The sequence below is a fragment of the Psychromicrobium ferritrahens genome (assembly GCF_043789415.1).
Classification (GTDB): Bacteria; Actinomycetota; Actinomycetes; order Actinomycetales; family Micrococcaceae; genus Renibacterium.
The window spans coordinates 294,737-310,241 of the sequence record NZ_JBDLLW010000002.1; the positions used below are offsets into that span (position 1 = coordinate 294,737).

Annotated in this window: 10 protein-coding genes; 5 read left to right on the forward strand and 5 right to left on the reverse strand. The window is 61.4% G+C overall.

Features of this window, described 5'->3' with window-relative positions; all coding sequences use genetic code 11:
• Positions 1-158 precede the first annotated feature (158 nt).
• Positions 159-1,514 carry a LysM peptidoglycan-binding domain-containing protein gene (locus tag ABDK06_RS11050; RefSeq protein WP_394941076.1) on the forward strand — a complete coding sequence of 452 codons (1,356 nt, stop codon included), beginning with the start codon at positions 159-161 and terminating at the stop codon, positions 1,512-1,514.
• A 76-nt stretch (positions 1,515-1,590) separates the two neighbouring features.
• On the forward strand, positions 1,591-3,678 hold the full coding sequence (gene pknB / locus ABDK06_RS11055) for a Stk1 family PASTA domain-containing Ser/Thr kinase (RefSeq protein ID WP_394941077.1): 2,088 nt from the start codon (positions 1,591-1,593) through the stop codon (positions 3,676-3,678).
• A gap of 156 nt (positions 3,679-3,834) precedes the next feature.
• Here the strand turns inward: pknB and ABDK06_RS11060 are convergent, their stop codons facing one another.
• A complete protein-coding gene (locus ABDK06_RS11060) occupies positions 3,835-5,235 on the reverse strand; it encodes a class II 3-deoxy-7-phosphoheptulonate synthase (protein WP_394941320.1) in 1,401 nt (466 codons plus the stop codon).
• Positions 5,236-5,331: 96 nt separating this feature from the next.
• Entirely contained in the window at positions 5,332-6,153 is an 822-nt protein-coding gene (locus tag ABDK06_RS11065) for a lysophospholipid acyltransferase family protein (RefSeq protein ID WP_394941078.1), read from the reverse strand.
• A gap of 143 nt (positions 6,154-6,296) precedes the next feature.
• On the opposite strand from ABDK06_RS11065, the gene ABDK06_RS11070 reads away from it, so the two are divergent.
• Together ABDK06_RS11070 and ABDK06_RS11075 are read left to right on the forward strand one after the other, a co-directional pair.
• The gene (locus ABDK06_RS11070; RefSeq protein ID WP_394941079.1) at positions 6,297-7,037 is read left to right on the forward strand and encodes an alpha/beta hydrolase; all 741 of its coding nucleotides are present in this window, start codon (positions 6,297-6,299) and stop codon (positions 7,035-7,037) included.
• Positions 7,030-7,533 (forward strand): hypothetical protein, encoded by a 504-nt coding sequence (locus ABDK06_RS11075; protein WP_394941080.1) that lies wholly within the window; start codon positions 7,030-7,032, stop codon positions 7,531-7,533. The genes ABDK06_RS11070 and ABDK06_RS11075 overlap by 8 nt, the downstream gene beginning before the upstream one ends.
• Before the next feature lie 19 nt (positions 7,534-7,552).
• Here ABDK06_RS11075 and ABDK06_RS11080 read toward each other — a convergent pair whose 3' ends face one another.
• Entirely contained in the window at positions 7,553-8,536 is a 984-nt protein-coding gene (locus ABDK06_RS11080; RefSeq protein ID WP_394941081.1) for an ROK family glucokinase, read from the reverse strand.
• 78 nt (positions 8,537-8,614) lie between these two features.
• On the opposite strand from ABDK06_RS11080, the gene ABDK06_RS11085 reads away from it, so the two are divergent.
• On the forward strand, positions 8,615-10,429 hold the full coding sequence (locus ABDK06_RS11085; protein WP_394941082.1) for an AMP-dependent synthetase/ligase: 1,815 nt from the start codon (positions 8,615-8,617) through the stop codon (positions 10,427-10,429).
• Between the two features lie 122 nt (positions 10,430-10,551).
• On the opposite strand, the gene ABDK06_RS11090 is transcribed toward ABDK06_RS11085, so the two are convergent.
• Both ABDK06_RS11090 and ABDK06_RS11095 read right to left on the reverse strand, forming a co-directional pair.
• Positions 10,552-11,901, reverse strand: coding sequence for a nucleotide-binding protein (locus ABDK06_RS11090; protein WP_394941083.1), 1,350 nt, complete (start codon positions 11,899-11,901; stop codon positions 10,552-10,554).
• Between the two features lie 109 nt (positions 11,902-12,010).
• Complete coding sequence (locus tag ABDK06_RS11095) at positions 12,011-15,409, reverse strand: pyruvate carboxylase (protein ID WP_394941084.1); 3,399 nt, start codon at positions 15,407-15,409, stop codon at positions 12,011-12,013.
• Between the last annotated feature and the right edge of the window lie 96 nt (positions 15,410-15,505).

A 15,505-nucleotide genomic window follows, 5' to 3' on the forward strand; every position in this document is an offset into this window, starting at 1 on the left:
GCGCGTCCCGACGGCCGCATATCACACAAAAAGACACGCCGCATTTTCAATACTGAATAAAGCCCAAACCTTGTGCTATGGGAAATTTAGTGTAAATTCACATTAGTCACATAAGAAACATAAATAACTCTGGCAACTTCAGCCACAAACCTGAGGATATGACCTTGCCCCGTCAGTTCAAGAACGAAAACAGCAGGCGTAAACAGCTAGCGCTCGCCGGAACCGCTGCGCTGCCGGTCATCGCGCTTTCCTCGCTGGCCCTCGCCCAGCCCGCCACCGCTGCCCCTGCACCACAGCAGCCGCTCAACGGCAGTGCTCATCAACTGGGTCTCGGTCTGAAGGCGCAGGCCATCTTGGACGCGCAGCTCAGTGGTTCATTCATTCCGATGTCGGCGCTGATCAGCAGGGTTCCCGCACTCAAACCTGCGGCTCTGCCCAGCAGCTACACCATTCGCTCCGGTGACACCATCAGTGGCATCGCGGCCCGCTATGGCCTGAACGTGAACAGCCTATTGAAGCTCAACAAACTCGGCGCAGCCACCTTGATCTATCCGGGACAGAAGATCAAGCTCAGTGGTTCCTCTGCAAGCGCCGCAGCACAGCCAACGACTGCGAAACCCACTGCAGCCAAGCCTGCCGCTGCAGTTTCTGGCAGTTACAAGATCAAAGCCGGAGACACCCTCAGCGGCATCGCAGCGCACTATCGGATCAGCCTGCAAAGCCTGCTCCAAGCCAATAAGCTCAGCCTGAACAGCATCATCTACCCCGGCAAGACCCTCCAGATCCCGGGAGCAGGTGCATCCTCACCCACTCCGGCGAAGAAACCAGCGGCGGCCCCGCCTGCAGCCGCACCGGCGGCCTCTGGCAGCTACAAGATCAAGGCGGGAGACACCCTCAGCGGTATCGCAGCCCGCTATCGGATCAGCCTGCAAAGCCTGCTCCAAGCCAATAAGCTCAGCCTGAACAGCATTATCTACCCCGGCAAGACCCTCAAAATCCCGGGAGCTGGAACCCCGGCAACGACGCCCTCGGTACCGAGCAGTTTCTTGCATTACACCTACCCCGAAGCCGTTGTCTCGCAAGCCAATAAGAACAAGGCTGCGCTGATGGCCGCGCCGGTTCCCAGCCCGGCTCAGATGAAGGTGATCATCGCCAATACAGCGCGGCAAATGGGAGTGGACCCTTCTTTGGCTTTGGCCTTCGCCTGGCAGGAATCGGGCTTCAACGCTCAAGCGGTCTCCCCCGCCAATGCGATCGGTGCCATGCAGGTCATTCCCTCTTCCGGGGAATGGGCTTCCCAGCTGGTCGGCAGGCATCTCAATCTGCTCAACCCTCAGGACAATGTGGTGGCAGGCATTGCGATCATCCGGGCCCTGGTCCGCACCTCGCCCTCGCTCAAACTGGCTATCGCTGGCTATTACCAAGGTCAGTACTCGGTGTCCCGCTACGGCATGTTCAATGACACCAAACAGTACGTCGCTTCGGTCTTGGCCCTGCAAAGTCGTTTCCGCTGAGTTATTTTGGGCCTAAACCCCTGGTTGATGGGTGTTGAATCCTACGAGTTTTAGGAACACCACCTAGGATCGAAGAGTGCAGGACAGGGTTCAGGAACCGCTCATCGGCTCACTAGTCGATCAGCGGTACAAGGTGTTGAGCAAGGTCGCGCGGGGCGGAATGGCCACCGTGTACCTTGCCATAGACCTGCGCCTGGACCGGCAAGTGGCACTCAAAGTGCTGCACCCTCACCTGAGCCTGGACGATTCCTTTCTGAGCCGACTCGGCAGTGAGGCCAAAGCCGCCGCCAAGCTGTCACATCCGCATGTGGTGGGCGTTCTCGATCAGGGCGAAGAACAACTGGATAATCACCAGCTCGCCTATCTGGTGATGGAATACATCCCCGGCCGTACCCTGCGCGATGTACTTCGCGAGCACGGTTCGCTGAGCCCGCGTCTGGCACTGGCTTACCTTGACGCCGTCGTCGAAGGTCTGGCAGCGGCGCATCGCGCTGGCCTGGTGCATCGCGATATGAAACCGGAGAACGTACTAATCGCCGACGACGGACGGATCAAAGTCGGCGATTTCGGTCTGGCTCGCGCGGTCACCACCTCGACGAACACCGGCACCCTGATCGGCACCGTGGCCTACCTCTCCCCCGAATTGGTGATGGGCAGGACAGCCGATGCCCGAAGCGATATCTATGCGGTCGGCATCATGCTCTATGAACTGCTCACCGGAGAGCAACCGTTCCGCGGTGAAGTGCCCATCCAGGTGGCTTATCAGCATGTGAATTCCAGCGTGCCTCCGCCATCAGTGGTCTTGCCAGGGCTGGCCCCGGATCTCGATGAACTGGTTCGCTGGTGCACCGAGGCCGATCCTGAAGACCGTCCTCACGACGCCGATGCGTTGCTCGGGGAATTACGGCATATCCGCACCACGCTGAGCGATCAACAACTCGACTACTCCGCGCCCTCCGGTGGAATTCCGAACCCTCCTCTGCATCCCCCGACCACCGTTCTGCCACCGGCTGACAGCGAAACTGAACACCCCACCGAAGCGCTGACGGCGCAACCAACTCAGGCGATTTCCCGGCCCACCGAATTCCTGAATCGCGGCGTCAATCCCACCACGGTGATGGATCGTCATGCGCCGCTGGCCATGGAAGTCGATGAGGAGGAGCCCAGGCTGAGCCCACGGGCCGCCCGCGCTGCGGCTAAGAAAGCGGACAAAGCCGCGCAACGCGAAGCCGCCCGTACCGCCGCGACTCCCACTACCAATTTGCGGCGCGGGAACCCTCGCCGTCGAGGCTTGATCTGGCTTGTGCTGGTACTGATCCTGGCGTTACTCGGGGCTACCGCCGGTTGGTTCTTCGGACTGGGCCCGGGCGCACTCGCCACGGTGCCGGATTTGCGGAACAAAACCGTCACCGAAGCTCAAGCTGAATTGCAGAGCCTGGGCTTCAACTCAACCACTGAGAATCTCAATCATGAAACGGTGTCCGTCGACCACGTGATTTCGACCGAACCGGCAGCCTATGTTCAGCAACGCAAGTTTCAGATCGTGGTGCTGCAGGTCTCGCTGGGGCCAACTCTCTACGATGTACCAGATCTGACCGCGAAGAGCTTGAACGATGCGAAATCCCTGCTGAATCAAAACCATCTCGGGCTCGGCAAGGTCAGCCAGCAGTATGACGAGACAGTACCGGCTGGCCAGGTGCTCAGTCAGAATCCCGCCACCGGGGTGAAGAAACGCGGAGCCACCCCGGTGGACCTGGTGGTGTCTCAAGGTCCGAAGCCAATTCCGGTACCTTCGGTGGTGGGCCAGAGCCAGGACGCCGCCACTAAGGCGATCAGCGATCTCGGCCTCAAGGTGACGGTGTCTCCAGATCAAGTCTTCGACGCCGATATTCCGGCGGGGTCGGTGGTCTCACAGACCCCGAAATCAGGGACCCTGACCAAGGGAGGCGCCGTGACTCTGGTGATCTCCAAGGGTCCGAAGATGGTTCAGGTCCCCAGTTTCGTGGGCAAGCAGGTCAACGACGCCATCGCTCAGCTCAAGCAATTGAAGCTCAAATACCACGTCACCGAGATACTCGGCGGATTCTTCGGCACGGTGCGAGCCCAGGACCCGATCAACACCTCGGTCCCAGAGGGCACCGTGATCGAACTCACCGTGGTCTAGAGGCCGCACTTCCGAGGGCAAGACGGAGACCGGCTACGCAAAACCACCCGTCCCACTGAATGTTACGGATGATGCAGATGTGGCAATAATCCGGCATCATCCGTAACTTGCGCAACACTCGATGGGATAGCTGGTTTCAGGAGGACGCGAGTGGGGCTAGCGAGAGGCCTGAGAAAGTGCCCCGGAGACCAGGAACGCCATCTCAAGAGACTGCATATGGTTCAGCCGCGGATCGCAGACCGATTCATAACGGGTCAGGAAGGCCTCTTCATCAATCGGATCGGCCCCACCCAGGCACTCTGCGACGTCGTCACCGGTCATCTCCACGTGCATGCCACCTGGGAAGGTTCCCAGGCCCTGATGCACCTCGAAGAAGCCGCGTACCTCATCGATCACATCGTCGAAGCGACGGGTCTTGTAGCCATTGGGCGAGGTCACCGTATTGCCGTGCATCGGATCGGTCACCCAGAGCACTTGAGCTCCGGACTCCGTGACCTTCTGCACCAGGGACGGCAGTTTCTCCCGAATGTTGGCAGCCCCCATCCGCGTGATGAAGGTCAGCCGGCCCGGCTCCCGGTTTGGATCCAGCGTATCGATCAAGCGGAGCGCGTCGTCCCCCGTCGTGCTGGGCCCGAGCTTGACGCCAATCGGGTTCCGCACCCTGGAGAGGAAATCCACATGGGCGCCGTCCAGCTGCCGAGTGCGCTCACCGATCCACAGGAAATGCCCGCTGGTCGCGTAGGGGTTGCCGGTTCGTGAGTCGATCCGGGTCAGCGCCCGCTCGTAATCGAGCAGCAGAGCCTCGTGACTGGCGAAGAACTCGGTGCGCTTGAGCGCCTCGAAATCGGAGCCGCAGGCTTCCATGAAACGGATCGCCCGGTCGATTTCACCGGCCAGCGATTCGTAGCGTGCATGCGCAGGGTTCTGCGTGAAGCCCTTGTTCCAGTGATGCACCAGCCGCAGATCGGCGAAACCGCCCTGCGTAAAGGCACGGATCAGGTTCAAGGTCGAAGCCGAGGTGTGGTAGGCCTTGACCAGGCGAGCAGCGTCATGACCCCGGGATTCCGGGGTGAAGTCGTAGCCATTGACCATATCGCCACGGTACGCGGGCAATGTGATGCCGTCCCGTGTCTCATCGTTCGAGGAGCGGGGTTTGGCGAACTGGCCGGCCATCCGGCCCATCTTGATCACCGGAAGCGAAGCTCCGTAGGTGAGCACTACCGCCATCTGCAGGATGGTGCGCACTCGGGCGCTGATCCGATCCGCAGTGGCAGCTTCGAAGGTCTCAGCGCAATCGCCGCCCTGCAGCAAGAAGGCCTTGCCCTGAGCGGCCTGGGCCAGCCGCTCGCGCAGCACATCGACCTCGCCGGCGAAAACCAGAGGAGGCAGACTCGAAAGCTCTTGGATCGAAGCCTGATAGACGTTCTCATCCTGCCAGCTGGGCTGCTGCGAAATGGGCAGCGAGCGCCAGGCATCCAGGCCTGGGTAGTTCGCTGCGCCTGCCTGGCCGAGCCGGGCGGCAGAGTCGTCGAAGGTTTGCGGCGTGGTATGAGTCAGATCTTGCACGCCATAAGCCTAGTTGTTCTGCACGCTCAATGAGACCTCGGGGCGTAATCTACGCTGCAGGCGGATAACAATTCATCGCCGAGCGCTTCAGCTAGCGGCTTCTTCGCTGCCCATTGGCTCTGCTGTGGCGTCACTCGCCGGGTTCAGAGGCGGCACTTCCGTCTCTTCGTCGCGCAAGGGGCTCTTCGCACTAGCCGGGGTGACCGGGGGCGCCGCTTCGCCCTCCTTGCGAGATGACTGCCGCTCTTTGACGGTGCTGGCGTAGGCATCAACGTATTCCTGACCTGACAGCCTCATCAGCTCATACATGATTTCGTCGGTCACGCTGCGCTGCACGAATCGGTCGTCTTCAAGCCCTTGATAACGACTGAAATCCAGCGGTTCACCGAAGATCATCCCAATCCGCCGGATATTGGGCAGTTTCCGGCCGATCGGCTGCACCTTATCGGTACCGATCATCGCCACCGGAATCACCGGAACCCCCGAGCTGAGGACTAATTTAGCCACTCCCACTTTGCCTCGATACAGCTTCGCGTCGGGGCTTCGAGTGCCCTCGGGATAGATGCCCAGGAGTCCTCCCTTGGCGAGCACATCGGCTCCAGTGCTGAGCGAATTCGCCGAGGCGGCCCCACCGGAACGGTCCATCGGTAGCTGATTGGTCAGTCTGAAGAACAGCGCGGTCAGCTTGCCTTTGAGCCCCGCGCCGGTGAAATATTCGGATTTCGCCAGGAACACCACGGGCCGGGGCACCATCAGCGGCATGAAGATCGAGTCCGAAAAGGACAAGTGGTTACTGGCAATGATCGCTGGCCCGGTTTCGGGCACATTGTCGAGGCCCTTGACCCATGGCCGGAAGAGCAACTTGAGCAAAGGGCCCAAGAAGATCTTCTTCAATACCCAATAAAACACGTCTCGCCTTTTCTCCGCCTCAGCCGGTGAGCACTCGCCGACTCTGCCGGTCTATGGCCGGGCATTCTGCAAGACTACTCTAGTGAGATAACCTGCTAAAAGGGATCTTTTTGCAACGACAGCAGCAGACGATGAGGCGCAGCATGCACGAACCATTCATCAGCACCGGGCACGGTGAATTGGCAAAAATAGGCGTTGTGGTCTCACATGGCTTCACCGGTTCGCCGGAGAGTATGCGCCCGTGGGCAGAAAATCTGGCGAAACAAGGATTCTCCGTGAATATGCCGCTGCTTCCCGGGCATGGCACTAGCTGGGAACAGCTGAGCCGCACTCCTTGGCAGCAGTGGTATGCGGGTGCCGAGGCAGCCTATTTCGAACTCTCCAGTCGTTGCGAACAGGTCTTCGTCGCTGGGCTCTCAATGGGTGGCGCGCTCGCCCTGCGCTTGGCGGAGCATCATCCGGTGGCTGGACTCGCCCTGGTCAATCCAGCTCTGACGGCCGCCGACCCGCGGGCCAAATTAGCCGGAATCATGCGGTATTTCGTCAAAAGCGTGCCCGCTATCGGCAATGACATCATCAAACCGGGAATGGACGAGCACGCCTATTCCCGAACCCCGGTCGCCGCGGTTCATCAGCTGAACCAACTCTTCAAAGACACCACAAAGCACCTAGACAGAGTCAAAGCACCGACCATTCTCTTCCGCTCCACCGTTGACCATGTGGTGCCGGATTCCTCAGTGACCGCCATTCAGAACGGGGTCAGCAGTAAAGACCTGCGGCTCGTGCAGCTTTCCCATAGCTACCATGTGGCCACCCTGGACCATGATGCGCCCACGATCTTCGCGGAGTCCGCAGCATTCTTCCGGGAGATCGCCGGTGTCTGAACCTTCGAAGGAGTCCCCGCAGCCCAATGAGGAGGAGATCTGGCAGGACCTGGTCTCTCGCCTCGAAGAGGACGCCGATCAGACCTTATTGGGCGATCAGACCCTGCTCGGGGATCAGCCCGGTCGCTCCGGGAAGAGCCAGAACGATCCTCAAAGCGCGCAGCCTTCCGGTGGCTTCGGGGACTTCGATCCACTCAATGTCAGGCGCCTCTCGGAGCCATCGCAAGGGCCACGAGACTACAGCCCGCCGGAGGACGAGGAAGAATTCGTTCCGCAGGAGCCCGCCTCACTGGCCGGTGTGGAGCCCTCCATCGCACTGGCCTGGATCGGTGCCGCAGGAGTTCCGATAGCGCTGCTCTGCGCGGCGATCTTCTGGCGTGATGCGCCGCTGCTGGTCATTATTGCCGCCATCCTGATCTTCCTGGTCTCGGTGGGCTATCTGGTGTACCGGCTGCCCGGCCAGCGCAGCGATGACGACGACGGCGCCCAGGTCTAGCGCGATTCCGCTGGGAAGCTCAGCTCGTTCTTGGTGAACGAGAAAGGTCGGCGGCCCCGATGAGCCCGGCAGAGGAGCCCAGTTCGGCCAGCTCGATCCGAGCCGCGGGGCGAAAACCACGCCCGGTCAGATTCCGTTTGAAAGCGCGTCGCGTCGGCGTCAGCAAAAGCTCTCCCGCACCGCACAGGCCACCACCCACTACGAACATCCCGGGATCCAAGGCGGCGGCCAGATTAGCCAGGCCCAAGCCGAGCCAGGAGCCGATGTCCTCGATCAGCTCGATCGACGCCGGATCTCCTTGCTGGGCCAGCTCGGTGACGACGGTGCCGGTGATCGAGTCGATTTCGCCGTCCACCACCCGAAGCAGTTCCTGTGCCACCGGGGAATTCGCTCGCGCCAGTTCCCGGGCTTCCCGGCCCAGCGCGTTGCCGGAGGCATACTGTTCCCAACAGCCCCGGTTGCCGCATTCGCAGCGATGACCACCGGGCATGATCACCTGATGGCCGAACTCCCCCGCGACTCCGAAGCGGCCCCGTTCTAGCCTGCCGTCCATCACCATGGCTCCGCCGATTCCGGTGCCCAGGGTGATGCAGACTAAGCGGCTTTCGCCACGCGCTTTACCGAATTTCCATTCAGCCCAGGCGGCGGCGTCCGCATCGTTGGTGAGCATCACGGGACGCCGCAGCAGCCTTTCCAGATTCTCCCGAAGCGGCTCATTGCGCCATGCCAGATGCGGGCTGAAAAGCACTGTGCCGCCACTGAGATCCATCCAGCCCGCGGCGCCGATGCCCACTGAATCGATCTGATGGTCCTTGCCCAGCTCGGAGACCAGCTCGACGATGGTGGCCTCAACGGCCCGGGGATCGCGGCCAGGTGTTCGCCGTCGTTGCTCGGCGAGCACCGCACCGTGCTCGTCCACCACCCCCGCGGCGACCTTGGTTCCACCGATATCAATGCCGATCGCCAGGCCTGGCTTCGATGGATCAGGTGTTTGCGCGTTCACAGCATTATTCTAGGAGTAGTTGGGAAACTCCGTTTTGCACAGTAAAGTTACTGGTCAGTAGATATCGAGGGAGCTATCGTGCAAGAAATTTCCGTACCGGCCGTCGTGAGCATTCCAGAGCAGAGCAATTGCACTGATCTTTTGGAAAAACAGGCGAATAATCCGGCGAATCGTGCGCTCTTTGCTGTGCTGAACCAGTCCGGCGTTTGGCAAGACATCAGAGCAAGTGAATTCCGTACCGATGTGCGGGCTCTCGCCAAGGGCCTGATTGCCAGTGGCATCAACCCCGGCGACCGGATCGGCATCATGTCCCGCACCCGTTATGAGTGGACCCTGGTCGACTTTGCCATCTGGTACGCGGGTGCTATTTCGGTGCCGATCTATGAAACCTCCGCGCCTAGCCAAATTGCCTGGAACCTTTCCGATTCTGGCGCTGTCGCGGTCTTCGGTGAAGCTGACTCTCACCTGAGCAGCATCCATCAAGCGGTGGAATCCGAGGATCTCACGGCGACTACCCAGTTCTGGAAGATGTCCGACGGCGGTCTGGACGTCTTGCGCGAAGCAGGCCAGGGCGTCTCCGATGAGGAACTCGAGCAGCGCCGTTCAGCGGCTGGACTGCGCGATATCGCCACCCTGATCTACACCTCGGGCACCACTGGCCGCCCCAAGGGCACCGAGATCACCCACGGGAATTTCGTCGAACTCTCGGAGAACGCGCTCGGCGTGCTCTCCGAAGCGGTGGCCACCGATGGCGCTCAGACGATCATGTTCCTGCCGCTAGCGCACGTCTTCGGCCGCTTCATCTCGATTCTGAATGTCGCCGCAGGCGCTCGCACCGGTCACACACCAGACATCAAGAATCTGCTCTCCGACTTCCAGAGCTTCAAGCCCACCTACATCCTGGCCGTTCCCCGCGTTTTCGAGAAGGTTTACAACTCAGCGGCCCTCAAGGCTGAGTCCGAGGGCAAGGGAAAGATCTTCGGAATCGCGGCGGAGACCGCGATCCAGTATTCCAAGGCTCGTCAAAAGGGCAAGGTGCCCTTCGTACTCAACCTCAAGCACGGGCTCTTCGACAAATTGGTGTACTCCAAATTGCGCACCGCAATGGGCGGTCAGTTGCAGTACGCCGTTTCGGGTGGCGGTCCATTGGGCGAACGCCTTGGGAATTTCTTCTACGGCATCGGTGTCACGGTGCTGGAAGGCTATGGCCTGACCGAAACCACTGCTCCGGTCACGGTGAACCGTCCAGATTTGATCAAGATCGGCACGGTGGGCAGGCCTTTACCGGGCAATGCGGTCCGAATCGCCGAGGACGGCGAAATCCTCACCAAGGGCGTCTGCGTAATGCGAGGCTACTTCCAGCGCGAGGACCTGAGCGCTGAAGCCTTCGTCGACGGCTGGTTCCGCACCGGGGACATCGGCCAGCTCGATGAGGACGGCTTTCTCAGCATCACGGGACGCAAAAAGGAAATCATCATCACCGCGGGCGGCAAGAACGTCGCGCCTGCCCAGCTGGAGGATCAGATCCGAGCCGATGCTCTGGTTTCGCAGTGCCTCGTGATCGGTGAAGGCAAACCCTTCATCGCGGCACTCGTCACGCTGGACGAGGAGGCCCTTCCGCAATGGGCAAGCCATCACGGTCTGGCAGCCGATATCAGCGTGGAAGCGGCCGCGCGGGAACCCGTCGTACTGGCTGCGGTGCAAAAGGTGATCGACGGCGCCAATGGCTCGGTATCCCACGCGGAAGCCATTAAGTCGTTCCGTATTGTGCCGACCGATTTCACCGAGACCAGCGGTCATCTGACGCCCTCGTTGAAGATCAAACGGGCCCAGGTGCTCAAAGATTTCGATTCCGTGGTGGAAGAGATCTACTCGGCCCCCAAGCCTGCCTAGGCGGCGAGTTCACCCGAGCAGCAAACTGCGGTACAAGCAGGCTTCCGTGACGTCGGAAGCCTGCTCAAGGGTCCGCAGCCGAGGTAGCTGCTGAAAAAGCTGTCAGAACTGCCCGGCAGGAATTAGCTGCCCTGCAATTCATCCACGGTGAGTGCCGCGAGTTCCATCACTGCGGCCCGGGTCGCGGGGCGCAGCCTGGCCAGATCGACCCTGCTGCCTTCGGCCAAGTGCTTGTCGTAAGGCAGCCGCAGCACCGACTTCACCCGGGAGCGGAAGTGATCTTCGATCTCTTCGACGTTGACCAGGGTCCCCTCCCCCGCGGACATATTGATCACCACAATGGCCTTGGCCACCAAGTCGTGACGACCATGGGCTTCCAGCCAGGACAGGGTCTCAGAGGCCAGCCGGGCCTCATCGACGCTACCGCCGGAAACCAGCACCACGGTATCGGCCTTTTCCAGGGTGCCCTTCATCACCGAATGCACCATGCCGGTGCCTGAATCGGTGAGCACGATCGAGTAGTAACGGCTCAGGATGTCGGTCACTGCCCGGTAGTCGGCGTCGTCAAATGCTTCGGCGATCGCTGGGTCGGTATCGGAAGCCAGTACGTCCAGGCGTGAGCCGTCCCTGGCAACATAGCTCGCCAGTTCAGAGAAGCTATTGACGGAAAAACGGTTTCTTACCAGCTGCCGCGCTGTGTAATCGGCACGGCCCGGGGAACGGTCTGAAAGCGTGCCACGATCCGGATTGGCATCCATTGCGATCACCCGGTCCTCCCGCATATCGGCGAGGACCATGCCGAGCAGAGTGGTCACCGTGGTTTTACCCACCCCGCCCTTGCGCGAAAGCACCGGAACATAGCGGGTCCGCTGGCCCAGCCGGGCAGCGATTCGATGATTCATCACCCGCTGCAGTCGGACCTTATCCGAATCTCCGACGTTGATATAGCCGAAAGAGCTCAGATAGAGCCAGCGGCGCCAGCCGGAGACCGGCGGGGTCTGCTGGCCGAGCAGCAATCGATCGGCGGTCAGCGCAGCTGCCGGTTCCGGTTTGCCCTGGTTGTCCTGACCACGACGTGCGCTCGCCTTATTCGCCTCAGTCTCCTGAGCGGCAGGGACTTGTTCCTTGCTGCTGCCTCCGCTGGGCTGCCAGGACGGCGCCTCCGGCTCGATGGCTTCGACAGCTTGAGCGCTGAACTGCGGCGCCGCCTCCGAACCGGCTTCTTCCCGACCGGATTCAACAGCCTCGATCGTGACTGACTGATCCTGGGTTGCTTGGCTCTGAGCGGGCTCATCCGGCTGATCAGAGGCGGACTGCTCGGAGTCGGCTGTGGCTGCCTCGGGTTGCTGTTCCGAAGCGGGAAGCACAACCTCGGTCAAAGTATTCAACACGCCCGTGCTGGAAGGATCGGCAACGCTGTCGTTGCTCAGATCTCCGTGCGTAGGCTCGGTTTTCTCTGTTTCGAGTGCCATGCTCATCTTCCCCCTGGGCTCAATGGTTCATCAGCCGCGCAGAACGCTCAGCTTAAACCAGCATTCACCCTAACGCACAAGGGCTGCTGAGCGCTAAAACAGCTGATCCTCAGGATTCAACCACCAAGAGCAGATCTCCGCCGTGCACCTGCTCCACCTGGGAGATGGCGATCCGGCTGACCTTCCCGGCGACCGGGGTGGTGATCGAGGCTTCCATCTTCATCGCTTCGATGGTGGCTACGGTATCGCCCGCCGCTACGGTATCGCCCGCCGCTACTGCCAGCGTCACCGCCCCGGCGAAGGGCGCGGAAACCTGGCCCGGCACCTGAGGATCGGCCTTCTCCGCGGATTTCACCTTCGACTCAATGCTCTTATCCCTGACGTTGACCGGCCTGGATTGGCCGTTCAGCGTGCACATCACCAAGCGCATGCCCTTTTCATCGGGGTCGGAGATCGCTTCAAGGGAGGCGATCAGCCGCACGCCCTTGCCCAGCGGGATCACGTGCTCCTGGCCGCGCTGCAGGCCAAAGAGGTAGTCCCTGGTATCCAGGACTGAGACATCGCCGTAGTTGTTCCGCACCGCTTGGAATTCCTTGGTCGGGGCGGCAAAGAGCAGTCGGTTGAGGGTAGCCCGGCGAGTTGCCGAATCCGCGGCGAGACCTGCCCGGTCCTCCGCCGTCAGTTCCGTCTCACGCAGCTTGATCACCCGGCCCTGCAGGGCTTTGCTGCGGAAAGGCTCAGGCCATCCTCCGGGTGGGTCCCCCAGCTCGCCGGAGAGGAAGCCGATCACCGAATCCGGAATATCGTAGTTCTGCGGATTCTGCTCGAAATCTTCTGGATCGGCGCCGATGCCCACCAGGTGAAGCGCCAGATCGCCCACCACTTTGGAGGACGGCGTGACTTTGACCAGGTGCCCGAGGATCCGATCGGCGGCGGTGTACATATCTTCGATCGCCTCAAATCGCTCCCCCAGCCCCAGGGCGATGGCCTGCTGGCGCAAATTGGAGAGCTGCCCACCCGGGATCTCGTGCTGATAAACCCGGCCGGTCGGCCCCGGAAGCCCTGATTCAAAAGGCGCGTACACCCGGCGAATCGCCTCCCAGTAGGGTTCCAGTGCGCTCACTGCTTCGAGCGAGATACCGGTGTCCCGCGGGGTATGGGCGAGCGCGGCGACGAGCGCCGATGCGGAGGGCTGGCTCGTGGTGCCGGCCAAGGCAGCCGAGGCGACATCCACGGCGTCCACTCCCGCCTCAACGGCAGCCAGCAGGGTGGCTAGCTGACCGCCTGCTGTGTCGTGGGTGTGCAAGTGCACCGGAAGGTCGAAGCGCTCTCGGAGCGCGCTGACCAGCTTCGCTGCCGCCGCAGGGCGCAATAGCCCGGCCATGTCCTTGATCGCCAGGATATGCGCGCCAGCGTCAACGATTCGCTCGGCCAATTCCAGGTAGTAGTCGAGGGTGTAGAGCTTCTCCTCGGGGTTGAGCATGTCCGAGGTGTAGCACAGAGCCACTTCGGCAACAGCTGTGCCGGTATCCCGGACCGCTTTGATCGCCGGAGCCATCTGACTCACATCGTTGAGCGCGTCGAAGATCCGGAAGATATCGATGCCGCTCGCGGCGGCCTCCTGAACGAAAGCTTCCGTGACGTCCTCCGGGTAGGGCGTGTAGCCCACGGTGTTGCGGCCTCGCAAGAGCATCTGCAAGCAGAGGTTCGGCAGCGCTTGGCGCAGCGCGCTGAGCCGCTCCCAAGGATCCTCGCCCAGGAACCGCAGGGCGACGTCGTAGGTGGCACCACCCCAGGCCTCCACTGAGAGCAGTTGAGGAGTGAGCGCGGAGACCGCGGGACCGGCAGCCACCAGGTCCCTAGTGCGCACCCTGGTGGCCAGCAGCGACTGGTGAGCATCACGGAAGGTGGTATCGGTGACAGCCACGGCCTGTTGAGCGCGCAACTCAGCAGCGAATTTCTCAGGACCCAGTTCCAAGAGCCGCTGACGAGAGCCGGCCGGCAGTTCCGAACCGTCGAGCTTCGGCAACTTCAAGGCGGGATCCGCGTGGACCTTGAGTTCACCGTGAGGCTTATTGACCGTGACGTCGGCGAGCCAGCTCAGCAGTTTGGTGCCACGATCCGCTGAGACATGGGTTTTGAGCAGTTCCGGGCGTTCTTCGATGAAGGAGGTTGCCACGTTCCCGGCGATGAAGTCCGGATCGTCCAGCACGGACTGCAAGAAGGGGATGTTCGTGGAGACACCGCGGATTCTGAACTCTGCCAGCGCCCGACGTGCTCGGGCGACGGCGGAGGGATAGTCACGACCGCGACAGGTCAGCTTCACCAGCATGGAATCGAAATGCGGGGAGATCTCCGCTCCCGAGTAGACCGTACCGCCGTCGAGTCGCACTCCGGCACCGCCCGCGGAACGGTAACCGGTGATCTTCCCGACGTCGGGGCGGAACCCGTTCGCCGGATCTTCGGTGGTGATCCGGCATTGCAAGGCGGCACCCTTGATGAACACGGTGTCCTGGCTCAGCCCCAGCTCCGCCAGGGTGGCTCCCGAAGCGATCCGCATTTGCGCCTGCACCAGGTCCACATCGGTGATCTCCTCGGTCACCGTATGCTCGACCTGGATCCGCGGGTTCATCTCGATGAAGACATGCTGACCGGCACGATCTCCGGCGGTGTCGACCAAGAATTCCACGGTGCCCGCGTTGACGTAACCGAGCGCTTTGGCGAAGGCGACGGCATCCCGGTACAAGGCCTGGCGAATCGAATCGTCGAGTTGCGGAGCGGGAGCGATCTCGATGACCTTCTGGTGCCTGCGCTGCAAAGAGCAGTCCCGCTCGAAGAGGTGCATCACATTGCCCTGCGCATCGGCCAGGATCTGAACCTCGATGTGACGCGGACGGAGCACCGCCTGCTCCAGGAACATCGTGGGATCACCGAAGGCTGCATCCGCCTCACGCATCGCTGCTTTGAGCGCCTCGGGCAGTTCCTCCCGGGTCTCCACCCGACGCATCCCCCGACCACCGCCGCCCGCTACTGCTTTGGCGAAGATGGGAAAGCCGATCTCATCCGCTGCCGCAATCAATTCATCAAGATCTTTCGACGGCTCGGAGGACTTCAAGGTCGGAACGCCTGCCGCCTTAGCGGCTTTGAGCGCGGAGACTTTGTTTCCGGCCAACTCCAGCACTTCGGCCGGAGGGCCGACGAAGGTGATCCCCGCCGCCTGGGCGGCCCGGGCCAGATCGGGGTTCTCGCTGAGGAAGCCGTAGCCGGGGTAAATAGCGTCGGCACCGGCCTCCTGCGCAACCCGGACGATCTCCTCGACATCGAGATAAGCCCGGACCGGATGCCCCTCTTCACCGATCAGATATGCCTCATCAGCTTTCTGCCGGTGAATGGAATTCCGGTCTTCATGGGGGAACACCGCCACGGTTTTAGCGCCGAGTTCGTAACTCGCTCGAAAAGCACGAATCGCGATTTCACCGCGATTGGCGACCAGAATCTTGGAAAACATGTCTTTCCCCTCAGCGCTATACCGGCATCCGCAAGCGCTCAACATATGATGAGAAGAGGCTGCGCGAAGTTTCCACAGTATTCTATGTGGAGCCGA